Origin of the sequence: Nostoc sp. LPT (assembly GCF_017115165.1) — a bacterium.
GTDB lineage: Bacteria > Cyanobacteriota > Cyanobacteriia > Cyanobacteriales > Nostocaceae > Nostoc.
On record NZ_JABXKF010000005.1, the window covers coordinates 129,208 to 155,266 of the forward strand.

Genomic DNA, 26,059 nt, shown 5'->3' on the forward strand with positions numbered 1-26,059 from the left:
TAACTTTATAATCTAGAATAAACTTCACCTCTTCATTATTGCTTGGAAAAATATCCTATTTAACTTCATGATTACTTGAACTAAATGTCCTTACTTATACCATTGTAAGAGCAGTTTAGATGATTGATATTAGAGAAGTAGTTTAAAAACATACCTTGTCTAGTACATGAATAAAAAATGGGCTGTTAAACGACTTACAATCAATCTCACATCAGGCGAGGCACAGAAGCTTGAACAATACTGTTCAACAACGGGGAGACCAGCAACTGATGTAATTCGAGAGTTAATTCGCTCTCTTTATCCTAAAGATGAAAAAGCCTCTGAAACCTCGTGAATCAGACTGCAAAAAAATCAAACAGGATAAGTACATTTTAATTTGTGACTGAAATATGCTGCTTAACAGTTATCAGCTAACAGTGAATCCCCATAACTAAAGTTAGGGAATTTAAAGAAAAATACTCTCTTACAAAGTTCAGAGCCGAGGAAATCTTCGCTCTGACTTTTGCTTTGGATATGGTGCAATCATCTTGATACATTTGCATAATTAAAAATATCAAATTAATTAAAGAAAAGGTAGAATTCAGAATTAAGATGCTCTTGCTATAGCAATCCTAAATGAGATTGGGAAAGTTTTTGTCACGGTCGTCCTTGGTCATAAGTCATTCGTCATTTGTGATTCAAAGACAAATGACTAATGACTGAAAAAGACTCATGATACAAGCCCCTAAATTTATTTATGGAGAAAAAAATGTATTTCGAGACGCGTTGCACGAGAAATACGGCGTCCGTTTACTTGCCCCTAAATTTATTTATGGGGATTAAAAATGTTTGACTTTTGACTTTTGACTTCCCCGTTCGCGTAGCGGACGCACCAGAAGGGGCTGACTGCCAACAGAAAAATATTTCACATTTAGGACTGTTATAGCTTGCTTACCCGTAGCGTTAGCGAGTCCGCAACGTTTTGCAAACCACCAAACTTCAAGTTTTGTGGGTGTATTTAACCAAGGATGGAACCGCGTAATTGAAGAACCATTCAGCGTCCTTGATATTCAGTCAAATACCCAGTCTTATGAATTGGGCTATCGGCAACCACTGGTGCAAAAACCAACCCAAGAGTTGGCAGTGGGGCTATCGTTCTCGCGCCAGTCAAGCCAAACTGAGTTGGGTATTGATAACATTGGGCCGTTTCGACTCTCTCCAGGTGCAGATGCGAACGGAAAAACCAATATTTCGGTTCTGCACTTTTTTCAAGAATATACCCAGCGAAGCAACCAGTATGTATTTGCGGCGCGATCGTAATTGAGTTTTGGCGTAGATTGGTTCGATGCTAATGTCAGCGATAATGAACCAGATAGCCGCTTTTTCGCGTGGCGGGGACAGGCGCAGTGGGTGCGGCAATTAGCACCAGATACTCTATTTTTAGCTAGGGGCGATTTCCAATTGGCAGCAGATTCCTTAGTACCTTTGGAGCAATTTGGTCTTGGCGGACAGCTAAGTGTACGAGGGTATCGCCAAGACGCATTACTCACAGATAATGGTCTGTTATTTTCGGCGGAATTTCGATTGCCAATTGTGCGCGCTGCCAAAATTGGCAAAGTGTTGCAACTGACACCCTTCATTGATGTAGGTAAAGGCTGGAATACCAAAGGCGAAAATTCATCACCGAGTACCCTTGTTAGTACTGGGTTGGGGCTGTTGTGGAAACAGGGTGATGACTTCTTGGCCCGCCTAGATTGGGGCATTCCCCTAATCTCAGTGGACGGTGAAAAGCGATCGCTCCAGGAAAATGGACTGTATTTTTCAGTGAGTTACTCAGCATTTTGAGGAAAGCGATCACCTTGTTAATGGTTCAAGATTATACCTTTTTGGGCAACCTAAAATACAAGGTATAAATAAAGGCTTGGCAATGACAACGACTTCCATTTGGTTGGGTCTGTGCAGTAGAATAGTGCCGTTGATGGTAATGCCACTTTGGTGCGGCTTTGCCAACGCCCAGGTAACTCCCGATGGCACCCTCAATACTACTGTCTCCCAAAGCGGTAATAATTTCACTATTACTAACGGTAGTGCCGCCAACAGTAACTTATTTCATAGTTTCCAGCAGTTTTCGGTTTTCACTGGCGGTTCGGCTACTTTTGATTTAGCGAACACGCCCAACATTTCTAACATCTTTAGCCGTGTTACTGGCGGTAATATCTCTAACATTGATGGCTTGATTCAGACGATTAACGGCAAAAACCCTGTTAGTCTCTTCTTGATCAACCCTAGTGGGATAATCTTTGGAGCCAATGCTCAACTGAACATTGGGGGTTCGTTTATTGGTACAACTGCCGGCAGTATTAAATTTGCCGATGGCGTTGAGTTTAGTGTAATTAATTCTGAATCTGCCCCGTTGTTAAGTATCAATGTTCCTATTGGGTTGCAACTGGGTAACAATCCCGCACCCATCAACATTCAAGGCACAGGACACTCTTTGATTAATCGCAGTGGACTAGCACTGGTTCCTCCGATTCAGATTCCTAGTTCTACAAAACTGCGGGTACAGCCGGGAAACACGTTAGCTTTAGTGGGTGGCGACTTACATCTAAATGGGGCAAACCTGGTTGCCGAAAGAGGGCGAGTTGAATTGGGTAGTTTAAGCGGTACAGGATTGGTAAAGCTGATACCAACCGTACAGGGCTATACACTGGGATATGAGGATGTACAAAGCTTTGGCGATATTCAGCTGGCACAGCGATCGCTATTAGATATCAGCGGCGTGAATGCAGGTTCCGTTCAAATTCAGGGTAGGCAAATTCAATTCACCGATGGCTCTCTGGTACTGGCGCAAAATTTTGGCAATCTCCCCGGTGGTGACATTCGCTTTCAGGCTACAGAGTCCATCGATCTGATTGCCAAAACAGCTGATGGCACAATTCGGAGCGGAGTGCGTAGTGATGCTCTGGGTATCGGAGCTAGTGGTAATATCAGCGTGATTACTCCCAGACTGACCATCAATCGGGGAGCGGGGTTGAATAGCACAACTCTTGGAGCAGCTACCAGTGGCAATATTTACATCAATGCTACCGCCATTGAACTGTCAGGCTTTTCACCCACTAATCCTGCTGACGTGACCACAATTAACACTACTACACTGGGCACTGGAAATGCTGGTGATGTTTTCGTCAATGGTAATAGTTTACTAATATCAAGCGGAGCCTCACTATCTTCGGCTACCTTTGGCAGTGGTTCTAGCGGTAAAGTGATAATTCGCAACACCAATACCACGGTGATCGGAGAAAGTCCCTCTGGACTTTACAGCAACATTAGCTCAACTACATTTGCAACCGGAAGTGCCAAAACCTTGACCCTGGATACTGCCAAATTGCAAATTCTGGATGGGGGAGCAGTTGCCACCACCTCATTTTTTGCAGGTAATGGGGGAGATTTGAGCATCAATGCTACTGAAGCGATCGTCATCAGTGGTCAAGGTCGGGCAACTAATAGTAGCATTAACGCCTCCACCATCCGACCCAATCCGTCATTGCGCAAACGATTCGGTCTGCCAGATATATTAACAGCCAATGCCGGCACTGTGAGCATTACCACACCGAACTTAACGCTGACGGATGGCGGGACAGTCGGTGTCACCAATCAAGGTAGTGGAAATGGTGGCAATCTTAACATCAGTGCAGATACCATCCAATTAAAGAATCAAGGGTTTATCCAGGCACAAACAGAATCCGGTAATGGTGGCAATATTACATTGTCCGCCAAAAACCTGCTGCTTTTGCAAAACAATAGCCTAATAACCTCAACAGCTATGGGTTCAGGGAATGGAGGTAATATAAACATCAATGCACCGATCATCGCTGGCTTAAAAAACAGCGACATTATTGCCAATGCAGTGCGAGGCAGAGGTGGTAATATCCAAATCACCACTCAAGGCATCTTTGGGCTGAAGTTCCGCAACCAACTCACTCCTGATAGTGATATTACAGCCAGTTCCCAATTTGGGGTAAGTGGCACGGTTCAAGTTAATACTATCGGTATCGATCCAAATTCGGGTTTAGTCGAACTACCAGTAAATGTCACCGATCCATCCCAGCAAATTGCTACAGGCTGTGAAGGCAATGAAGGCAGCCGCTTTGTGGCAACGGGACGAGGTGGTATACCGCAAAATCCCAATCAACAGGTGACGAGTGATGTCTACGATGGGCTACGCCTACGCACCTGGGATGATGTGCGAGATTTGTCTGCTTACCGCAAAACGGGTGAGCTAAATGCCCAGATTCCAGCATCCTCAAAGGTTCTCGTCGAAGCCACAACCTGGCATCGCAATGCTGACGGTAAAATTGAATTAATTGCGGTTCAACCAGCCCATGTACAACCATCTTTAACCTGTGCTACGGTGTCAAATTAGTCAGTCACGACGCTGGAAATGGTAAAGTCCAAACAAGCGGAGGTTTTGATATGGCTCAAGCTTTACCCAAACTATTTACCTTTGAAGAATTTATCGAATGGCTGCCGGAAAACACTCTTAAGCGTTACGAATTACACGACGGGATAATTGTTGAAATGCCTCAGCCGAGTGGAAAACATGAAAAAGTTACGGGATTTTTAGCAGGAGAAATTACTGTTGAGTATTAAACGCTTGAAACTGCCATACTTTATCCCCAAAACAGTGTTAGTAAAACCACCAAGAAAATCATCGGGTTACTCGCCGGATGTCGTATTAATCAACGATGCTAATTTACAGAATGAGGAATTATGGGAAAAAGAATCTACGGTGACTCAAAGTAAATCCATTCCTTTGGTTATTGAGGTAGTAAGTTCAAACTGGGAAGACGATTATTACACCAAATTAGGTAATTATGAAGCAATGAAGATTCCCGAATATTGGATTGTTGATTATGCAGCTTTGGGGGCAAGAAAGTTTATTGGGAATCCGAAACAACCAACTATTTCTATTTATCATCTAGTTGATGAAGAATATCAATTCACCCAATTTCAGAATTCGGAACGTATTATATCCCCTACTTTTCCAGATTTGAAACTGACTGCTAATCAGATTTTTAATGGTGCTTTGTAGAGCCTTTTTTTATCTACAACTCCAGAAAACTCCCGATAAAATTATAATAGCTGCTAATTATTTTGATTCCACGCAAGGGTGTTACCAACACGATTATTTCGGGAATCCTAAGACTATCAGTTCAAGGGAAGTATTTATGCTATGAGAGCGATGTCTAAGGACAAGCCCTTCTCTACGAGAGGCTGCGCCAACGGGTTCGGGGGATCGCAATCGACGGGAACCGCCAAGACAAGACTGCGACCCCTTCACCGCGAAGCGTCTACGCTTTTCTATTTATATTCACAAGTGGCTTATTAACTCCAGGGATGATGCTAAGGGCGATCGCTCAGGTGACATCTGATGGTACTACCAATACCAGTGTCAACCCAAGTGGTAATAATTTTAATATTCTTAACGGTATACAAAAAGGTAAGAATTTATTTCACAGCTTCAGTAATTTCTCTATATTTATATCATGTCCGGCTGATTAGTTATGATTCTTGCATCTGTGCAAAAATCTGAAAACTCTTTCTCCCCCAGCAAGAACTGCCTTCTTAATGATAAGTCTTTAACCGGACATGATATTACGGGTGGTTCAGCGACTTTTGATTTAATCAACACACCAAATATTACTACCATATTTAGTCGAATCTCTCACACATATACAGCAGTCCTTAACCTGTGCTGCGTTTGCCAGGAGTTAATTTGCCCCAGGAATTCAAACGGTTTAATGCCAAGCGATGTCTAACGACAAGCTGCTTCTCTACGAGACGCACTCGCGTTCGCGCCTACGCAAGTACACAAGAGCGCTCAAAGAGTTTCTTTGTGCTTGCTGTTAAAAGCAATACCATTTAGGGAATATTAAATTGGGTATAAAAGGAGGCTTTTTCATGAAGGTCTTTTCTGTTTGCTTGGGTTTGCTTAATCGAATATTGGCAGCTTCTATGCTTCTGCAATAAAGTTGAGTTAATTGTGGCGCAATCTCCTGCACATATACAGCCGCCCTTAACTTGTGCAGCTGTTCCAAAAAGTTAATTTGCCCAGGAATTCTGTAACCAAGTTCATTAAAAACAAGTAATAAAATATACAATTTATTAAAAATATTATCGGTAATTCTTTATGATTTTCCTTATTAAACAACGTCGTTGGCTATATATTAGTCTGAGTATTTTGAGCTTGTGTTTGGCAGTAACCATTACACCTGCTAGAGCATCTTTGCAAATACCAACAACTTCTATCCTGAATGTGTCAGTATCCACTTCTTCCCAGCCGACCAATTGGCTAGAACAGGGGCGAAACCTCTACCGTTCGGGACGCTTTGCAGAAGCAGTAACGATTTGGCAAACGGCAGCACAACAGTATCATACCCAAGGCGATCGCCTGAACGAAGCTCTAAGTTTCAGTTACCTCTCATTGACACAACAGGAGCTTAATCAATGGCAAGCAGCCCAACAATCTATTGAGCAAAGTCTGAAACTATTGCAAACTTCTATTCCCTCTGCTGATGCAATTCTTTGGGCACAGGTACTCAATACCCAAGCAAATTTGCAATTGCACACTGGCAAAGCCGAAACCGCCCTCGAAAGTTGGCAACAAGCTGAAAAATTTTATGAGCAAGCAGGCGACACAATGGGAAGCCTGGGTAGTCAAATCAACCAGGCACAAGCTTTACAAACTTTAGGATTTTACCGCCGTTCTAAACAACAGTTAGAGGTACTGACTCAAAAACTCCAAGGGATGCCGGATAATGAAATCAAAGTCAGTGGACTGCGATCGCTTGGTTTAGCTCTGCAAATAATTGGTGATAGTAAAAGTCAACAGATTTTAGAGCAAAGTTTAGCGATCGCTCGCCAAATTTCAGCCCAACCCCAGTTAAGTTCTATTCTGATCAGCCTGGGCCAAACTGCCGTTGACTTGCAAGATCCAGAAGCCGCATTAGATTACTTTGAACAGGCTCAACTCTTAACAACTAACCCAAGCGATCGGTTACAAGCGCGTTTAGCTCAGTTCAAACTTTTCCTCAATTACGACAAACTAGAGTTTGTTAACCCACTCGCACCTCAACTACTCCAAGAACTCCGGGAACTGCCCCCCAGTCACACTTCACTCTACGCAGCGATCAATTTTGTTGCCGCCCTCAACCGCCAGTCAAATTCTGACCCAATCCTACCGCTGAAAGATTTGGCACAACTGATGGCAGTCACAGTCAAATCTGCACAGCAAATCCAGGATACTCAAGCCGAAGCTCACGCACTAAATCAGTGGGGAAAACTCTATCAGCGTACACAGCAGTTATCCCAAGCACAGGAGTTAACTCAGAAATCCCTCAACATTGCCCGCCAACTCCAAGCTAACGATATCATTGCTCAATCTGCTTGGCAGGTGGGACAGTTGTATAAACAACAAGGCGATCGCTCAAAAGCGATTACCACCTATACAGAGGCAGTCAACGCCTTAAAGGCACTGCGGGGAGATTTGGTGGCTATCAACCCTGATGTCCAGTTCTCTTTTCGCACCAGTGTAGAGCCGGTCTACCGGGAACTGGTTGATTTACTTCTAGAGGATCAACCGAGTCAAGCAGAATTAATACAAGCTCGTGAATTGATTGAGGCACTCCAAATTGCGGAACTTGATAACTTTTTTCGGGAAGCCTGTTTAGATAGAACTCAACAAATTGATCGAGTCGATCCCACTGCAACCGTCCTTTATCCCATCATCCTGCCAGATCGTTTAACAGTAATCCTCTCGAAAGCAGGGCAACCACTCCGTTCCTATGTCATTCACAAATCTCAAGCTGAAATTCAGCAGACTCTAGACAACTTTTTGGTTGCTCTTAACCCTGTCTCAGATTCTAAAGACCGGGATCGAGTGTCTCAACAGATTTATAATTGGTTGATTCGTCCAGCAGAAGCAGATCAAGCATTCATTGATACCAAGACATTGGTGTTTGTTTTAGATGGTCGGTTGCGGAATATTCCCATAGCAGCTCTTTCTGACGGTAAGCAATATCTGATCGAGAAGTATGCTGTGGCGCTCTCACCAGGATTGCAACTGATGGCTACGCGATCGCAAAATCAAAACCAGATGAGTGCGATTGTGGGTGGCATTAGCCAATCTCGCGCTGGCTTTAGTGCTTTACCCGCCGTGGAATCAGAAGTGAAACAAATCTCCAAGGCAGTATCTTCCTCTGTGTTGCTGAACCAGAAATTCACCAGTCAAGCCGTTGCTGAACGTGTGAAATTTAGTAGTGCAAGTATTGTTCACTTAGCAACCCACGGACAGTTTAGTTCCCGCCTCGAAGACACCTTCTTGCTCACTTGGGATGGAGAAGTCAATGTTAAGGAGTTATCTGAACTCCTGAAAAATCGGGGTAACAATCCATCGAAAGCCATCGAGTTGCTGGTACTAAGTGCCTGTGATACAGCAGCAGGAGACGATCGCGCCGTCCTCGGACTAGCAGGCTTGGCTGTTAAATCCGGCGCTCGCTCAACTATTGCCACCCTATGGCCCGTCAAAGATCAGGCAGCCGCGATGCTCATGACTCGCTTCTATGACCAACTGCGACAACCCAAAATCACTAAAGCCGAAGCACTAAGACAAGCACAAATTAGTCTAATTCGCCAAACTGATTTCCACGAACCGTTCTTTTGGTCTGGCTTTGTTTTGATCGGCAACTGGATTTAACTAAGTAATACAACGGATTATATTGCAAATAATTTAGGCTATTTTTTACAGCCTTTTAGCTTAAGCTCGCCTATACTGCTAGTAGAAGTTCCCTGACTTTATTGTTACTTAGACTTATTCTTTGAACTTCTGACCATAGTCAAAAGAAACGTATTTTGTTTGTATCACATTTCAATGACATAAGGAAAAGCATTATGAAACGTCGATATTTAGCTAGTACATTAAGCGTCATCGCTTTGATCGCTAGCAGTGCATGGACTAGTGCTCATGCTGTTACATTTACCCCACCCGCCAACAGTGGCTCTCCCAGACAAGCAACTGGAGGAGCTTCTCGCGGTAGTATGTTTGCCCCTGCTGTCGGGAAAGGTGCGCCCAGGCAGGCAACTGGAGGAGCTTCTCGCGGTAGTATGTTTACCCCTGCTGTCGGGAAAGGTACGCCCAGACAGGCAACTGGAGGAGCTTCTCGTGGCAACCTCTTTACACCTGCCGACGGGAAAGGTACGCCCAGACAGGCAACTGGAGGAGCTTCTCGCGGCAAGCTCTTTACACCTGCTGTTGGCAAAGGCGCTCCCCAACAAGCAAGTGCGGGTGCTTCTCGCGTTGGTACTTACTACTTGAATCCATCGACCATAAATACAACGCAACCAGCAGCGCTAATCGCCCTCTTGCCTCAAAATTTCTATGGCACAACAGTATCTGAACGTCCCACAATATTGGTGTATCTCCCGGCTTCCAATGCCGAAGAAGCAGTATTCAGCCTCAAGGATGAAGCTGGCAATATGCAACATCAGATGAACATTTCAGTTGCAGGGAAAACTGGGGTAATCGCGATCGAATTACCAGCCAATGCGGCCGCTTTAGCTGTTGGTAAAAACTATCAATGGTTCCTAGCACTCAAAGTAGATGGGCAACTCAGTCCAAGTACGCCCTACGTCAATGGTTGGGTTCAGCGTATCCAGCCTGGCGCTGAGTTGGCAACAGCAATCCAAGAGCAAGATGCTCTGAAGCGGGCTACTATTTTGGGTAAAAACGGTGTTTGGTATGACTGTGTGGCAACACTTGCATCGGTATACACCGCTCAACCTCACAATCCAACTCTTGGCAAACAATGGGAAGAACTTCTATCCTCAGTGAGTTTGAAGGAGATTGTAACAGCGAACTTATTAGCATCTACTAACTAATGGCAGTTTGGGTATTGGGTATTGGGCAAAACAGTTCCGAGTTCCTCGGCTTAGGCGTAGGTTGGGTTGAGGAACGAAACCCAACATTATCAAGGCTTTGTTGGGTTGAGCGTAAGCGTTACCCAACAAAGCTATTCTTCTTAACCCAAGCGTATTGTCCCCAATCCCCATTTATATAGTACAAATATGTGGCGCAAATTCCAGGCTTTTGTCCAACGTACTCGCAGCGTTTTGATTATTACTCCCAGCGTTGCCTTGACGGTTATGGTTGGGCAATCGTTGGGACTTTTCAATTTACCGGAATGGAAAATTCGCGACGAATGGGTTCGTCAGCGATCGCCACAGGCGATCACTGATGAGATTGTGATTGTGACAATCGATGAGCGCGATATCCAATCGGTGCGTAAATGGCCAGTTCCAGACTGGGCGCTAGCACGATTACTAGAAAAAATCCGGGCGCAGCAGCCGAGAGCCATTGGCTTGGATCTCTATCGAGATTTACCGGAAGGAAGCGGACACGAGCAACTTGTTCAAGTTTTTCGCAACACTCCCAATTTGTTCGGAGTTGAAAAAATTACTGGCGAACGCGTTAATCCCCCACCGGAATTGAAAAAACAGGATCAGGTAGGATTAGCAGATTTAGTGTTAGATGGTGATCGCTTTGTACGTCGTGCGCTGCTGACAGCTGAAGATGCCAAAGAGAAAAACACCATTAAAGCCGGACTAGCAACCCTTGTAGCTCTAAAGTACCTCGAAGCTGAAAAAATTAGCTTAGAAAGCATTGACCCCCAACAGCAAAAGTTTCACTTGGGTAAGGAAATTTACTTACCACTGCAAAATCAAGAAGCAGGTTATACCGATGCCGATTTAGGAGGCTATCAAATTCTGCTGAATTGGCATGGAACAGATGCCGCATTTCGGACAGTTGCGATGCGCGATGTCTTAGCAGGGAAAATTCCCGTAGATTTGATGCGCGATCGCATGGTATTTATTGGGTCAATTGCCTCCAGTACCAATGATTTCTTCAGCACACCCTTCTCTTCCTGGATATCTGCTCAAAAACCGACTCCAGGTGTGGTTGTTCATGCGAATATTGCTCATCAACTAGTTCGAGGAGCAAAAACAGGAAAAGCCAGTCTGCACGGTGTTTCTGGCATTTCTTTATCACTCTGGATTGTTTTGTGGTCTGTTATTGGTTCTACAGGCAGTTGGTTGTTATCCAGTAGCAAGCTGCGGGTTCCCGGCGGCAAAATTCTTTGGGCAACTGTAGGCATCAGTGGAGCCTGTATATTGTGTGGCTATGGAATGTTTTTGTATGGTGTTTTAATTCCGGTAACACCCACCTTAGCGGCGTTTATCGGTAGTGTGATTGCAACAACTAATGCCTATAAACAGCAGAAGTTAGAAGAAACAAATCGCCAACTGGAAATTGCCAACAGTCAACTATTAGATTATTCCAAAACCCTAGAGACGAAAGTCGAAGAACGAACTCATGAATTAGTCGAGGCAAAGCAAGCTGCCGATGCTGCCAATCAGGCTAAGAGTGAGTTTCTCGCCAACATGAGCCACGAACTACGCACACCTCTTAATGGCATCCTTGGTTTTGCCCAGGTACTAGAAGGATCGCCAAACATGACAGCTAAAAACCTCGAAGGAGTTAGCATTATCTACCAATGCGGTTCGCATCTTTTGATGCTGATCGATGACATTCTCGATCTCTCGAAGATAGAAGCCAGGAAATTGGATTTGGTTGTCACTAGTGTGCATCTGCCCAGTTTCTTACATGGTGTAACTGAGATTTGTGGTATCCGGGCTGAACAGAAAGGGATTGGATTTAATATCTCAATTAGCGATCGCTTACCACTTGCCATTGAAGTCGATGAAAAACGGCTGCGGCAAGTGTTAATTAACTTACTGGGCAACGCAATCAAATTTACAAATAGCGGTAGCGTAACGTTCAAAGTGGAAGTCATTAGTCAAGAGTCTAAACAAATGACGCCACTTGCTACAAGCCGGGAAACCCGTCCAACGCAGTGGCTCACTAATGACAATGGACAAATGACACATCAAAATATTCGTTTTCAGATTGAAGATACGGGTATTGGAATGTTACCAGAGCAACTTGAGAAAATCTTTTTGCCGTTCGAGCAAGTGGGTGAAGCAGGACAACGATCTGAAGGTACTGGCTTGGGATTGGCAATTAGCCAAAGAATTGCGGCATTGATGGGGAGCCAAATTCAGGTGCAGAGTCACTTGGGCGAAGGAAGTCTGTTTTGGCTAGATTTGACAGTATCAATACCACTCGTTCATGACTGGCGTGGAGGAGCGATGTTTACGACGGATTACACTCCAACTCCCCAGAAAATTATCGGGATTCAGGGTAGTGCGCCTCAAATTCTAATTGTCGATGACGATCGCAACCACTGTTCCATGTTGACCAATCTGCTGCAAGAAATTGGCTGTCGAACCCTAGAAGCAACCGATGGCAAACAAGGGCTACAGGTGGCAATTGAACACAATCCAGATGTGATTCTGCTCGATTTAGCCATGCCCAATATGGATGGTTTTGAGTTAATGGTTCACCTGCAAGCGAATCCCCAAACCTGTTCTATTCCGATTATCGTCTCTAGTGCCAGCGTCTTTGAGTCAAATCGTCAGCGGAGTTTAGAGGCAGGGGCAACAGCATTCCTACCCAAACCTCTCCAGATTGAGGAACTACTCAATAGACTGCGATCGCTGTTGGGAGTGAAATGGATGTATGCCGAATCTTCGCCTCCCAAAGGTGAGCAGATCGGTGCTAGTGAATGGGTACTACCATCCCAAGATGTTTTGCAACAACTCTATCATTTGGCAATGATGGGAGATATCTCGGCGATTGAAGGAATGTTAAAAGAACTAATTGAGCAAAATAGTCAACTAGCTCCCTTTGCAGCAGAGTTAAGCAAACTCACTGCCAATTTCCAAACCGGAAAAATCCGTAAGTTACTCAAATCATTTGTCACAACGGAGTTACATCCATGATCGCTGTTCCTCTCTCGAAACCCATACATATTCTGTTAGTGGATGACAATCCCAACAATCTCAAGGTGTTATCTGAAGCGATTCAGAGGTGTGGCTGGAAAGCCCTGATGGCAACAGATGGAGAGTCAGCCATCGAACAAACAGAATATGCTCATCCCGATCTGATTCTCTTAGATGTAATGATGGCAGGTATTGATGGATTTGAAACTTGTCGCAGACTGAAAACCAATCCCATCACTCAGAATATTCCAGTAATTTTCATGACTGCCCTATCCGATTCTACAGACAAGGTGGCCGGATTGGAAATAGGTGCAGTTGACTATATTACCAAACCTTTTCAACATGAAGAAGTCATTGCCCGTTTAAAGTTACACCTAAAAATTTCCCATCTTACCCGCACTTTAGAAGAACGGGTGCAAGAACGCACCACAGAATTAACTCAATCTTTACAGGAGTTACAGCAAACCCAACTACAAATGATCCAGAGTGAGAAAATGTCCATTTTAGGGCAGATGGTTGCAGGTATTGGTCATGAGATTAATAATCCGGTTGGTTTTGTTGGCGGAAATTTATCTTATATTGAGGAACATGTAAATAATCTGCTTCGCCTGGTGAACCTGCAACAGCAGAAGCTACCTCAGCCAGACCAAGAAATTCAAGAGCTTGTTGAAGAAATTGACTTGGAGTATATGGCAGAGGATCTACCGAAACTACTGGGATCAATGCACCAGGGAATTACCCGTCTTAAAGAGATCAGTCTCTCTCTGAGAACTTTTACTCGCGCAGATATTTCATCTCAGGTGGAGTTTCAGATTCACGAAGGAATTGATAGCACCTTAATGCTGTTGAAACATCGACTCAAAGGCAATGGCGATCGCACTAAAATCCAGGTTGTCACACAATACGGTAAGTTACCTCCAATCAGTTGCTATCCCGGACAACTGAACCAGGTGTTCATGAATATCATCGCCAATGCCATTGATGCATTTGATGAACTCCATCAAAATCATTCTGATCGAGAGATTGCTGCTTGCCCGAACATCATCACCATTACCACATCGGTTAATCCCCAACAACAAACCGTCACAATTTGCATCCAAGATAACGGCCCCGGTATGCTTACTGAGGTGCAATCTCGAATTTTTGAGCAATCTTTCACAACCAAGCCCGTAGGTAAGGGAACCGGGCTGGGATTAGCGATCAGCTACCAAATTATTGTTGACAAACACAACGGACAAGTCAACTGCTTGTCAGTACCTGGTGAGGGGACAAAATTTATTATTACTCTGCCCATGTAACTGAATATATAACAAAGTGCTGAGTGCTGTACATGGATAGCGGGGCGTTTAGCCCGTGCTGAGTAAAAACCCAGTTAAATCAAGGCTTTTAGCAATCAACATTGTCCTAACCTATGTGGCTACGGCTATACATTGCTTTTATCGAAAATTCCGCAACTCTACATAACTGAAATCGAACCACAGAGGACGCAGAGGTCACGGAGAAATAAGAGTTTGAGAGGGTTTTTGCATAAGTCCTAGATTATTTAGAAGTTTACAACAAATCAATTATCCAATCTTGTCAGATGGACTGAAAAGCCTGCATTTGGCTACGGGCAGGCGAGATACCCACCCTAATTATGCAATTTCAATTTGGAATAGCTGATTTCAGAGCGCAGAACCATCAAACGCAGTTTTGTAAGCATCAGCAGTTTCTATGCCAAAACCTCCAGCTTCGACATGACGAACTAGCGATTGAATAATGGGTGTAGCAATACTAATACCAAATAAAGCATTGAAGCCTGCAACAACAATTGGTGCTGACAAAATAACTGTAAATTCTGGAAATAAAGCTAACACAGCTACCAAGACCAAAAAAACAATTGGTGTAGCAATACCTGCTGCCTTTGCTGCTTCAAAAATTAGATTTTGATACTCTTCAACAGTAATGTCGCCTCGATAAAGATCCAAAGAGTAGGAAATCGCCGTTACTACAACCTGAGTGAGAATAGCTGTTCCTGTTGCAGTAATCCCAAGTTTTGCAATTGTCCCAGAATTGCTGACAATTGAATCTACCGCATTATAAACCCGAATATAAAACTGTTCGCCAACGGTCATGACTTTGGCTCCTCGGCGGAGATTATCAACACCTACTTCCCAAAGGATATTATCAGCAGCATTCGATCCACCTTGGGAACGTGGATTGATGTGGCTACCATGCTTATCTCTAAGAAATTGACGAATTGTATATTCTTTACCTCCAAGCTTTGATGTGCCAGGAATTTTCTCAAAAAGCTTCATGACATCTGCATCAGAGCGAGGTAAGTCTCCCACCCGAACACCAGCACGATATCTCAACCTATTTGCAATCTTGGGCATTTCTTGGGCTAATTCGGCAGCTGTCTTTGGTAAATTTTGCAAAGCATCAGCCATAACCATGCTAGATGCGGCAACTCCAACAGCAGTTTGTTGAAATGTTTTACTAACATTTTGAACAGTTTGAAAACCTGATTGTGTTGCGGTGGTTGACAAACTTTGTAAATCATTAACTGCACGGACACTTGAAGTCGTTATATCGCTAGTAGCGTTCTTGATTCCATCAACTACCTCATTCATCCCGTTTACTACATTGTTGGCTGCTTCTTGAGCTTTATCTCTAACGGTATCTGCCAAATTCTGTGCTTGGTTGAGAAAATCCATGTTTTAGTAACCTTTAATTTCTGCTGTAGAGTGTTTGCTCCAGTTTCTCTTTTTCCAACTAAGAAACACCTCAGCATTCATAACGAATTTACTTCCAAAGTTTTTAAAGAGATAGTAATCACTTTATATTGTTTGTGTATCTATCGTTGTTTCAAAAACTGAACTATCCGACTAGTTTTACCAGCAATTTGAGATTTTGGATTAAAAGAATTATTACCAAAGTTAAAAATTTGTGGAGGTTACTCTGTTCCACGATCATACTCTGCTGCCAGATAGAACTTTCTTCAATGCGATCGCAGTTAACGGCACTAAAAATACCCTTTGAAATTTATTAATTTAATTTTTCAAGTTACAAAAATATTGTGAATACTCGATTGCGCGACTCTTAACTCACGAACTTCGACCTTTGAACTCGAAACTTCGACCTTTTTACTCGAAACTTGAGCTTCAGAACTCGGAATTTGAGCTTTAGAACTTGAAACGTCAAATTTTACACTCAAACTCCGAGTTTCTAAGCTCTAACTTTCAACCTCTTAAGCAAAATTGCCGATAGATTTTCTGCACTATTGATGCTTACGGCTGCACTTTTCCAGATTTACAGACGAAATTGCGCCTTCATCAATTTTTAGTTTCTACCTTTGAAAGAGTTTAGCCATTCTTGAACTTGCTCTCGTGCAATATCGCGCCCTCCAAGACCAAAAGCTAGGGCAATAGCAACTGCGATCGCACCTAGTAAAAGTCCAAAGGCTAAATTCACAATATCACTGGCAACTCCAATCTGTTGCAGTGCCATTGCCGAGACTAAGCCAATGATGGCAATCCGCGCCACTTGTCCCAAAATCTGGGTTTGACGGTCGCCGGAACTGGTAATGATATTAAAAGCTAGATTTGCCAGAAATAAGCCAATGGCAAATATTATCAATCCTGCCAAAATCCGCCCGAATACGATCACAATACCAGACACTAATGCCGTCAGGGCTGGAATATTCAGGATATTCACCGCCGCCACCGTTGCAAACAGCATGATCCCCACTAAGGCAACAATGCCTACAATTTCCGATGGCGTGCGGGTTGGAATCGGGGGGGTTGTTGATTCTGTAGAAATTACAACTCGTCTGCTGGGTGTTGTCAGACCCAAAATAGTGAAAATGTTATTAAACCCTAAATTGGTGAGGATACTTGTAACCAAGTCCGCAATAAACCGCCCGACGAAATAGGCAACAATCAAAATTGCCACGGCTGTAAAGATGGCAGGTAGGGCATTGAGAACCTGTTGCAGCATAGCGATCGCAGGTATTGATATTGCATCAATTCGCAAGGCATTCAGCGCTGCGATCGCCACAGGAATCAAAATCAAAACATAGACAATTGTACCGATAATACTCGATAGAGGTTGCACCCCCGTACTTGCAGATAAACCTAACCGACTACCTAAATTGTCGATACCAGTTGTCGCCAGCAAGTTCGTCACAATCCGCCGCACTACATTAGCTATGAACCAGCCAACTACAGCAATTAAGATCGCCGCTAAAATGTTCGGCACAATTAGCAGAACTTCTGTAATTAGAGCTTGTACTGGTTGTAGAGCCTGCTGTAGTCCGAGAGCATCCAAAATTGGAGCGAGAAACAGTAAAAATATAAACCAATACAGAGCATTGCCGATCGTCTCACTTAGAGACAGCTGATTGAGGCTGGGTGCCCTGTCTGCTGGTTCTGGATTCAAACGCTCATCCAGGTTAAATGCCTGTAATGAGCGCACAGTGATAATCTTCACAATGGTCGCCAAAAACCAGGCTGCTACCAAAAGGATTCCCGCACCAACCAACTTTGGTAAAAAGCCAATAAGTTGATTGAGAAAATTATTCAGGGGTCGAGAGGCTACCTCCAGATCCAATGTCTGTAAAACAGCTACCGCAGTTAACAGGATAATGCTCCAAAAAACTAAGCTGGAGATTAATTTCTCCACTTGGGGAACATCTTGACGACCCGTTATCCCAGCGGCTATGCGGTTATCTATATTTGTGCGCTTGAGGATTCCTTGCGTCACCGCTGCTGCGATCGCTGCAATCAGCCAACCTACTAGTAAGATTGCTACCGCCCCTAAAAGACGAGGCGTAAACAGAATCAACTGTTGAACAATACCTTGCACATCAGCAATTCCTTGATTCACTGCTGGTTGTATTGGTTGCAGACTGGGCGATGATTGTGCCAAAAATTGCTGCACCCTTGTGGATAAACCAACTCCGTAGGCGTAGCCCGTCGTAGACATCACCTGAGTTATTTCTTGCCAAGTTGCGTTCATAGTTTTCGGGAATTATGCTTAAGTATTCGCCGCAAACACTGAGTCAGTGTTTTGCCTATCAATTTACCAGTAAAAACATACATATTTACTCATATTTGATTTAATATACGGGCATTGGGCGTTAGGAGTGCTGAGTGCTGAGTTAGGAGTTTTGTTTATCTCCTTGTCCCCTTGTCCTCCGTCATCCCCCTCATTTCCCCCTACTCCCCTACTCCCTCATCTCCCACTTTGTTGAATTTTGCGTTACTCTAATTGCAGCAACAGCATCAAAGATGTGGAATGTCCCAAGTTTTGGAACAATCAATTCAAATTAATGCTACAGCTACGGTGGTAGAGCGCTGTATTAGCGATTTAGCTCTTATGCACCGCTGGCTCAACCCCGTCCTGCGTTGCGAACCTGTAGGCGAAGCTTGGAGTACCGATGTCGGCAGTGAAAGTCGTTTTATCATTCAAATTCCTCTACTCAAACCCACGTTGAATAGCGTAGTTGTAGAACGACAACCGGGTTTGGTAGTCTGGGAATTTCAAGGGTTTTTTCAAGGGCGCGATCGCTGGGAATGTCAGCCAACAGAAAAGGGAACGCGCCTACTCAACCGCTTTGAGTACGATATCCCTAACCCTTTAATTAGTTGGGGTTTTAACACCTTTGCTGCGTCTTGGACAAAAGAAGATATGCAAGCCCAGCTACGCCGCCTTAAACAAGTCGCAGAAGGACAAGAATAATTCGATCATTAGTCATTTGGTATTGAGTTTTCCCCAGTATTCGTGCCAAAAGCTGTCGGTGGCTAACTAGTACAACGGGCGCGTAAATAAACATACCATTCAAAATGACGCGAAAGCCCGGAATACAATACTTTTGAATGCGTGACTTCCGCGCAGCGGTACTAGTGCAAGAAGGGAGAAGGCAGGGAAAGCAGAGAAGCACACAGAGCAGGGGAAGAATAATAACTCTTGACTCCTGACTTAGCACTTAGGACTCAGCATTCACAATTCAGCGAGAAGTCGAGTCAGTGCGTTGGGGAGCCAGCGCGGTCAACTCCTGCGGGGAGACGATGCCGCGCATAGCGCAGCCTCTTCGAGTCCGCGAGCGTCTGGGGGTTTCCCCCATGAGCGACTGGCGTCGGGTTTCCCGACTTGTACTCCTACAAAGAAGCAAGCTAGCAAGAGCGTCTTTAACAGAGAAGCAACTGAGTTGTTGAGAATACTCCTTGATCATTATCTTAAGTATAAACACAGGTTCTAACCTCTGGTATATGTGGTTACAAGCTTTTTAAAACATGTATTTTTACCTTTTTTCCGCACATTAATAGCTTTATTTCTCAGTTAATTTTCTGTAAGATAGCTAAAAAGGTTTTTACTCATTAGAAACACGTATTAGAGGTTGTTTGAAAAGTGGTTGGCTGTGATTTTAATCGAATTTTTACCCCCCTTAATCTCCCCTTGTAAAGGGGGGAAACTGGAAAATCTAGTTCTTTCCCCAATACATACGGGGAGGGTTAGGGTGAGGTAAAAAACGTTGATACACCAATTAAGACTTTTCAAACATCCTCTTAGGATTGAAGCGTTGAAGGCAGACAAAAAGATTCGTTTATAAGGTAAATAACGGAATGGCTAATGTAAATGTTTTGACAAAGTTATCACTGTCTACAGTGGGAACAGCAGTTATTGCACTGGGAGCAGCAGGAACCGTACAAGCTGCAACTTTTACTGAAGTGGGTGATGCAGGTCAGACTTTAAATACCGCCCAAAATCTTCCTGGTGGCATTAATGTCATCCAAGGAACTATCTCTTCTAGCGACGATGCTGACCTCTTTTCTTTCTCTTGGGGTGGTGGGCTATTCAACGCTACGACAGTCGGTGGTACACCCTTCACCTTCGATACCATACTACAACTGTTTGATTCGTCAGGTACGCTAATCGCTCAGAACGAGAACGATTCTGAGTTGACGCTGCAATCCACTCTCAACCTGTTTGCAGATAGTGGTGAGTACTTGTTGGGAATATCATCCTTCGCCAACTATGCCGAATCTGGTCCTACTTATGGTTCTGTTAGTCCTGGTTTTTCTTCTGACAGTTACTCTATCAGCCTAAACCAGGAGACTGCTTCTGTTCCCGAACCCGCTTCTCTCATCGGTATCTTAGGCTTAGGTGCTTTCGGCATTACCTCTGTTCGCAAGCGTAAACAACAAGCCGCAGTTAAGGCATAAGCATCAATTTTTATTTAAGCCGTTTAATTTAACTAACCATTGCTGTGTCAATATGTTGCTGACACAGCATTTTTGATTTTGATACTTAAGTTGCAATTAAAGCTATTGTATCTTTCTCACCCAGTCCTTTTACTTGATTCAACCATTCTTACCCAATTCGGTAAGTAGCCGCCGAATCACAGATGCATCCTCGGCATCGGGAACTTTTGCTAAATAATTTTGTAAGTCGTCTACGGCTTGGGGGTAGTAACCGAGTTGATAATAAATCAAACCGCGATCGCGCAATTCTAAAGTTAAACCAGGAAACAGCAACAAAATTCGTTCAACTGCTGCCAGCGTTTTTTCTAACTCTTGCTGTTTGAGGTAAATAAATTTTAAATTTGTCAACATCCGGGTCAAAAATTGCCGATTACTAACTACAGCTAAAAATTCTGGTTGTAGCGTCACAGGTTGCTGATAAAGTTGAGACAGCCGTTCCTCACAATCTTGGGCAAATATTATTTCACCGCCATTGAAAGCATCCACAAAAATCTCTATATCGGGAATATCTGGGCGGATCAGGAAATGTCCTGGCATTCCCACACCTACCATCGGAAAATCAATCCGTCGGGCAACTTCCAGGTAAACCAGCGCTAAGGTAATGGGAATCCCCAATCGGCGGTCAATTACATCATTGAAAAAGCTGTTACGTGGGTCGTAATAGTCAATTTTATTACCAGAAAACTTTAAATCTTCGTAGAGATATTGATTAATACTTTGAACTATCCGCAAAGGATAACGTGAATCAGGCAGGCGTTCTTGAAGCTCCCACGCCATTGTATCAAGGGCATTGAGGTATTCCTCTGGGTCTAGGTTGGGATATTCTTCTAGTGCAATATACAAAGCTGCCTTTGCTAGGTCAATGTGCTCGTCAGACTGCTGAATCTCCTGGTAAAAATATTGTCGTGCTGACGAGAAATTCATAAGCTATTGCTCGGTGGAGGTGTGAAGATGAAGCGTAGACTAGCTCAAACCACAGGCATCACGGCTTGGCTAAAAGCAGTTTTTCGTATCTATCTTTATCTTATGGATATTCAGAAGATTTGGAAATGTAGTTTGTACATTTAGTAAATCAAAATTTTTGATTCTTTGGTGTATTTCCCTTATCCTGCATAGGTTTGAGGCTTGTTTCTCCCTCAAAAATGTTTAAGTCCTGCTAAGGAAAATTGCCGCTATTCCAGCGGCTTGAACTAAAGCGATCGCAGCTTAAAAATCAAGTTATGAAAGAGCATTTATCTGTCCACCTAAACAAGCTAGAACTCTATGTGATGAATTACACAATGAAGGATTGAAAATCTCTCTTTCTATGACCAATGACGCCAGTTGCTGCGGGAACGTTAAGAGCAAACAAGTCGGGCATTGCCTGCCCAAACTGGCTCCCCAATGCCCAATGCCCGATTTTCAACACAGTCAGAATCAGAGTTATAACCAAGGCTGCCAAGCTTCTTTTTAAGGAATTACTAACAGAGTTATGTCCCCGTGCGGTGCTAAAGTGAAAGGTGACATTGTTTAATTTTATGTCTTCTCCGACCTTAATCTGAAATCTAGCTTCACTCATTAGGCGCAGCATGGTAACAACCGCAGAAAAAACAAACATTGGCTACATTACCCAAATCATTGGCCCAGTTGTAGACGTTAAATTTCCCGGCGGGAAATTGCCACAAATCTATAACGCATTGAAAATCGTTGGCACCAACGAAGCTGGACAGGAAATCAACATCACCGTTGAAGTACAGCAACTGCTGGGCGACAACCAGGTGCGGACTGTTGCGATGAGTTCCACCGAAGGCTTAGTGCGCGGTTTTGAAGTCACCGATACAGGCGCTCCCATTACCGTGCCAGTTGGTAAAGCCACTTTGGGCCGGATTTTCAACGTCCTTGGCGAACCTGTAGATAACAGGGGACCTGTAAATGCTGAGGCAAGTTTACCCATCCACCGCTCTGCTCCCAAATTCACTGACCTGGAAACCAAACCTTCGGTGTTCGAGACTGGGATTAAAGTTGTTGACCTTCTGACTCCCTATCGACGCGGCGGTAAGATTGGTCTGTTCGGCGGTGCTGGTGTTGGTAAAACCGTGATCATGATGGAGTTGATCAACAACATCGCTACTCAGCATGGTGGAGTATCCGTTTTTGCTGGCGTGGGTGAACGCACCCGTGAAGGCAATGACCTCTACAACGAAATGATTGAGTCTGGGGTTATCAATAACGAGAACCTCAACGAATCAAAAATTGCTCTAGTTTACGGTCAAATGAACGAGCCACCCGGAGCGAGAATGCGGGTTGGTCTTTCAGGATTGACGGTAGCAGAGTACTTCCGGGATGTGAACAAGCAGGATGTGCTGCTATTTATTGATAATATCTTCCGGTTTGTGCAAGCAGGTTCGGAAGTGTCGGCGCTCCTGGGTCGGATGCCTTCTGCGGTAGGATATCAGCCCACATTGGGAACCGACGTAGGTGAACTGCAAGAGCGGATTACCTCAACTACCGAGGGTTCCATTACCTCCATTCAAGCAGTGTACGTACCTGCGGATGACCTCACCGACCCCGCACCTGCTACTACCTTCGCCCACTTGGACGGAACCACAGTACTGTCTCGCGGTTTGGCAGCTAAGGGAATTTATCCTGCAGTTGACCCCCTTGGTTCAACTTCCACCATGCTCCAGCCCAATATTGTCGGTGACGAACACTACAATACTGCGCGGGCGGTACAATCAACTCTGCAACGTTATAAAGAACTCCAAGACATTATCGCCATTCTCGGTCTAGATGAATTGTCTGAAGAAGACCGTCTGATCGTCGCGCGGGCGCGGAAAGTTGAGCGTTTCTTGTCTCAGCCGTTCTTTGTAGCAGAAGTATTTACTGGTTCTCCTGGTAAGTACGTGAAGTTGGAAGACACCATCAAAGGGTTCCAAAAAATTCTGTCTGGTGAGTTAGATGCTTTACCAGAACAGGCTTTCTACTTGGTTGGCGATATTAACGAAGCGATCGCCAAAGCTGACAAAATCAAAGGTTAGTCATTAGTCATTGGTCATTAGTCATTGGTCATTAGTCATTAGTTCAAGTGCTAATGGCTAATGGCTAATGGCAAAAGACAAGTAACAAATGACGAAGGACAAAGGACAAAAGACAAATGACATTAACTGTTCGTGTAATTTCCCCAGATAAAACAGTCTGGGATGCTCCAGCTGAAGAAGTCGTTTTGCCTAGCACTACTGGTCAACTAGGTATCCTAACTGGACATGCACCACTTTTAACCGCTCTCGATACTGGTGTCATGCGAGTTCGTGGCGCTAAAAATCAGAATTGGGAAGCGATCGCCCTTTTGGGTGGCTTTGCCGAAGTTGAAGAAAATGAAGTGACAATTCTGGTTAATGGTGCTGAACGTGGCGACAAAATTAACCTTGATGAAGCTCGTACTGCTTACAACCAAGCAGAAACACGTCTGAATCAAGTTTCCGCAGACGATCGCCAAGCCCAAATTCAGGCAACCCAAGCCTTCAAACGGGCCCGCGCTCGGTTTCAAGCTGCTGGCGGTTCGGTCTAATTTAACTTTATATTTTCACTTTGTAGGTTGGGCAATGTCCAACCTACAAAATATTTATTAAATTTAAAAAAATTACATCAAGTTTAAGAAATCGAGGCAAGCCTTAGTGAAGTGTTAATTTAGCTAATTAGTTGCCCAGATGGGCACAGATTATGAAAAGGTTTTCATCTTTACTTGGTACTCGTAAACAAAATAAGGTAGCTCGCTTTGCAGCATCTGTCGTAGCAACCTTAGCGATCGCTGCGTCAACGTCTTTAACGAACGCTGGAAATATTCACTCTGCCAATGCGGCTCCTGTAAAAATAACTACTGCATCAGTCCAGCTAAATCAGACCAAACCAAATATTTCCCAGTTACAAATTAGCAGGACTCAATATCAAGCTGCTGGAATCGATCCTTTTGTACTAATCCCCATCGTCCTTGTCGGGGGTTTAGTTATATTTGTCCCCCTATTCTTTGGCGGACTTGTAGTAATTGGCGAACGTGAAGTCGGTATTGTAGTTAGAAAATTTACCCTTTCCGGGCGGGGACTCCCCGCTGGAAGTTTGATTGCCCTCAACGGCGAAGCTGGCTTGCAGGCAGATACTTTAGCTCCTGGCTGGCATTGGGGCTATTGGCCTTGGCAGTATTCTGTAAAAAAAGAGCCGGTAGTTGTCGTTTCCCAAGGGGAAATCGCTTTGATTGTGGCAGCAGATGGTCAACCCAACCCACCAGAGCGGATTTTGGGTAAAATTGTCAGTTGTGACAACTTCCAAGATGCTCGAAAATTCCTCACCCAAGGCGGGGAAAAAGGACGGCAAATGGGTTTTCTCACGGCTGGTACGTACCGGATTAACACTGCCTTGTTCAAAGTGATCATGGCAGCAAATGCCAGCACTCATGGCATGACTCCAGAACAGTTGCGGGTGTACAGTCTGGCATCTGACAAAGTTGGCATTGTCACTACCTTAGATGGTTTACCAATCTCTGTCGGTGAACTCGCAGGACCGACAATTGACGGACACGACAACTTCCAAAATGGTCAAAAATTTATTGATGGCGGTGGACGGCGAGGTTTACAAGAACAGATATTGCTTTCGGGTTCTTGGAACTTGAATCCTTGGTTTGTCCAGGTTGAGCAAGTACCGATGACGGAAATTCCGATTGGGTATGTGGGTGTGGTAATTTCTTTCGTGGGTAAGGCACATCAAGATGTCAGCGGCGCAGCTTTCACCCACGGTAACTTGGTGAATCCTGGACATAAGGGTGTGTGGGTCGAACCGCTATATCCTGGTAAGCACCCGATTAATTCCCGGATCATGAAGATGGAACTCGTGCCAACGACTAACATTGTATTAAATTGGTCAGATCGCACCGAACGTCACAGCTATGATGCTCAACTGGCTTCTTTAACAGTGCGATCGCGTGATGGGTTTGCCTTTGATTTGGAAGTAGCACAAATTATCCATGTCGGTGCTTTAGATGCCCCGAAGGTAATTTCTCGCGTTGGTGCAATGCAAAATCTGGTAGACCATGTATTAGAACCAACTATTGGTAATTATTTCCGCAACTCAGCCCAAGACTATACTGTACTAGACTTTCTGACTGCTCGGAGTGAACGGCAAGCTGAGGCTGCTGAGTATATTAAAACAGCATTACGGGCTTATGACGTGCAAGCGATCGACACCCTGATTGGTGATATTCAGCCACCAGCGTCGTTAATGCAGACACAGACAGACCGGAAAATTGCTGAAGAAGAACGCAAGACTTATGAAGTCCAGCAGATGGCGCAAACCCAACGGCAGCAACTTGTCCGGGAAACGGCACTGGCTAATATCCAGCAAGAAATGGTGAAATCAGAGCAGAGTGTACATATTGCTGACCTCAAAGCCCAAGCCCAAATTAAGCAGGCGACTGGTGAAGCCGAGGGGACAAAACTCCGGTCAATTGCTGAGGCTGAAGGTATTCGGGCCACAGGTAACGCCAAAGCTGAAACCTACCGCGCTGGTGTGGAAGCTTTGGGACCACAAGGTTATACAGCAATGCAACTGATGCAGATTATCGGCGATCGCAATGTCCGCTTAATTCCAGATGTCTTAGTTGGCAGCAATGGCAGCAATAACGGCTTAGTGGATGGGCTACTATCGATGATTTTATGGAATCAAACTGGTAAGGGTGAATTGACACCAACACCTTTGCATCCACAACCGATAGTTACCCAAGCACAACCAACCTCAGAAAACGGTTATCCACCTATAGTTGTGAATTTTCCTGTAGATAAGTAACATTAGCAACATCTGGTAGGGGCGTAGATATGTGCGCCCCCAATACGGTTTGGATAAGCAGAGGAGGC

14 protein-coding genes and 2 pseudogenes are annotated in these 26,059 nt (G+C 44.3%); 12 read left to right on the forward strand and 4 right to left on the reverse strand.

Annotation, left to right across the window (positions count from 1 at the left end):
- Positions 1–996: 996 nt before the first annotated feature.
- The 7 genes and pseudogenes from HWQ58_RS01325 to HWQ58_RS01355 all read left to right on the forward strand — a co-directional run.
- Positions 997–1,824, forward strand: a pseudogene (locus HWQ58_RS01325) (ShlB/FhaC/HecB family hemolysin secretion/activation protein); the annotation flags it as partial.
- A 133-nt stretch (positions 1,825–1,957) separates the two neighbouring features.
- Entirely contained in the window at positions 1,958–4,402 is a 2,445-nt protein-coding gene (locus HWQ58_RS01330; protein ID WP_292856861.1) for an S-layer family protein, read from the forward strand.
- Between the two features lie 50 nt (positions 4,403–4,452).
- Positions 4,453–5,071 (forward strand): annotated as a pseudogene (locus tag HWQ58_RS01335) (Uma2 family endonuclease).
- 1,098 nt (positions 5,072–6,169) lie between these two features.
- On the forward strand, positions 6,170–8,734 hold the full coding sequence (locus tag HWQ58_RS01340; protein ID WP_292856816.1) for a CHAT domain-containing protein: 2,565 nt from the start codon (positions 6,170–6,172) through the stop codon (positions 8,732–8,734).
- A 194-nt stretch (positions 8,735–8,928) separates the two neighbouring features.
- On the forward strand, positions 8,929–9,915 hold the full coding sequence (locus HWQ58_RS01345; protein ID WP_292856818.1) for a DUF928 domain-containing protein: 987 nt from the start codon (positions 8,929–8,931) through the stop codon (positions 9,913–9,915).
- A gap of 186 nt (positions 9,916–10,101) precedes the next feature.
- Positions 10,102–12,936 carry a CHASE2 domain-containing protein gene (locus HWQ58_RS01350; protein ID WP_292856820.1) on the forward strand — a complete coding sequence of 945 codons (2,835 nt, stop codon included), beginning with the start codon at positions 10,102–10,104 and terminating at the stop codon, positions 12,934–12,936.
- The gene (locus HWQ58_RS01355) at positions 12,933–14,234 is read left to right on the forward strand and encodes a response regulator (protein ID WP_292856822.1); all 1,302 of its coding nucleotides are present in this window, start codon (positions 12,933–12,935) and stop codon (positions 14,232–14,234) included. Before HWQ58_RS01350 ends, HWQ58_RS01355 begins: the two co-directional genes overlap by 4 nt.
- A 366-nt stretch (positions 14,235–14,600) precedes the next feature.
- Here the strand turns inward: HWQ58_RS01355 and HWQ58_RS01360 are convergent, their stop codons facing one another.
- On the reverse strand, positions 14,601–15,632 hold the full coding sequence (locus HWQ58_RS01360) for an HNH endonuclease (RefSeq protein ID WP_292856824.1): 1,032 nt from the start codon (positions 15,630–15,632) through the stop codon (positions 14,601–14,603).
- Positions 15,633–16,257: 625 nt separating this feature from the next.
- Positions 16,258–17,934: a mechanosensitive ion channel gene (locus HWQ58_RS01365; protein WP_292856825.1), complete on the reverse strand. Its 1,677-nt coding sequence runs from the start codon at positions 17,932–17,934 to the stop codon at positions 16,258–16,260.
- 279 nt (positions 17,935–18,213) lie between these two features.
- On the opposite strand from HWQ58_RS01365, the gene HWQ58_RS01370 reads away from it, so the two are divergent.
- Complete coding sequence (locus HWQ58_RS01370; RefSeq protein WP_292856827.1) at positions 18,214–18,657, forward strand: SRPBCC family protein; 444 nt, start codon at positions 18,214–18,216, stop codon at positions 18,655–18,657.
- 884 nt (positions 18,658–19,541) lie between these two features.
- Positions 19,542–20,141 (forward strand): DVUA0089 family protein, encoded by a 600-nt coding sequence (locus HWQ58_RS01375; protein ID WP_292856829.1) that lies wholly within the window; start codon positions 19,542–19,544, stop codon positions 20,139–20,141.
- A gap of 138 nt (positions 20,142–20,279) precedes the next feature.
- Here the strand turns inward: HWQ58_RS01375 and HWQ58_RS01380 are convergent, their stop codons facing one another.
- Both HWQ58_RS01380 and HWQ58_RS01385 read right to left on the reverse strand, forming a co-directional pair.
- The gene (locus tag HWQ58_RS01380; protein ID WP_292856831.1) at positions 20,280–21,104 is read right to left on the reverse strand and encodes a SirB1 family protein; all 825 of its coding nucleotides are present in this window, start codon (positions 21,102–21,104) and stop codon (positions 20,280–20,282) included.
- A gap of 349 nt (positions 21,105–21,453) precedes the next feature.
- The gene (locus HWQ58_RS01385) at positions 21,454–21,738 is read right to left on the reverse strand and encodes a hypothetical protein (protein WP_292856833.1); all 285 of its coding nucleotides are present in this window, start codon (positions 21,736–21,738) and stop codon (positions 21,454–21,456) included.
- A gap of 10 nt (positions 21,739–21,748) precedes the next feature.
- Here HWQ58_RS01385 and atpD point away from each other — a divergent pair, with 10 nt between their 5' ends.
- From atpD to HWQ58_RS01400, 3 genes are all read left to right on the forward strand, one after another.
- A complete protein-coding gene (gene atpD, locus HWQ58_RS01390; RefSeq protein ID WP_292856835.1) occupies positions 21,749–23,197 on the forward strand; it encodes a F0F1 ATP synthase subunit beta in 1,449 nt (482 codons plus the stop codon).
- A 116-nt stretch (positions 23,198–23,313) separates the two neighbouring features.
- Positions 23,314–23,727, forward strand: coding sequence for an ATP synthase F1 subunit epsilon (gene atpC / locus HWQ58_RS01395; RefSeq protein ID WP_104905493.1), 414 nt, complete (start codon positions 23,314–23,316; stop codon positions 23,725–23,727).
- 152 nt (positions 23,728–23,879) lie between these two features.
- The gene (locus HWQ58_RS01400) at positions 23,880–25,991 is read left to right on the forward strand and encodes a flotillin family protein (protein ID WP_292856837.1); all 2,112 of its coding nucleotides are present in this window, start codon (positions 23,880–23,882) and stop codon (positions 25,989–25,991) included.
- Positions 25,992–26,059: the final 68 nt, after the last annotated feature.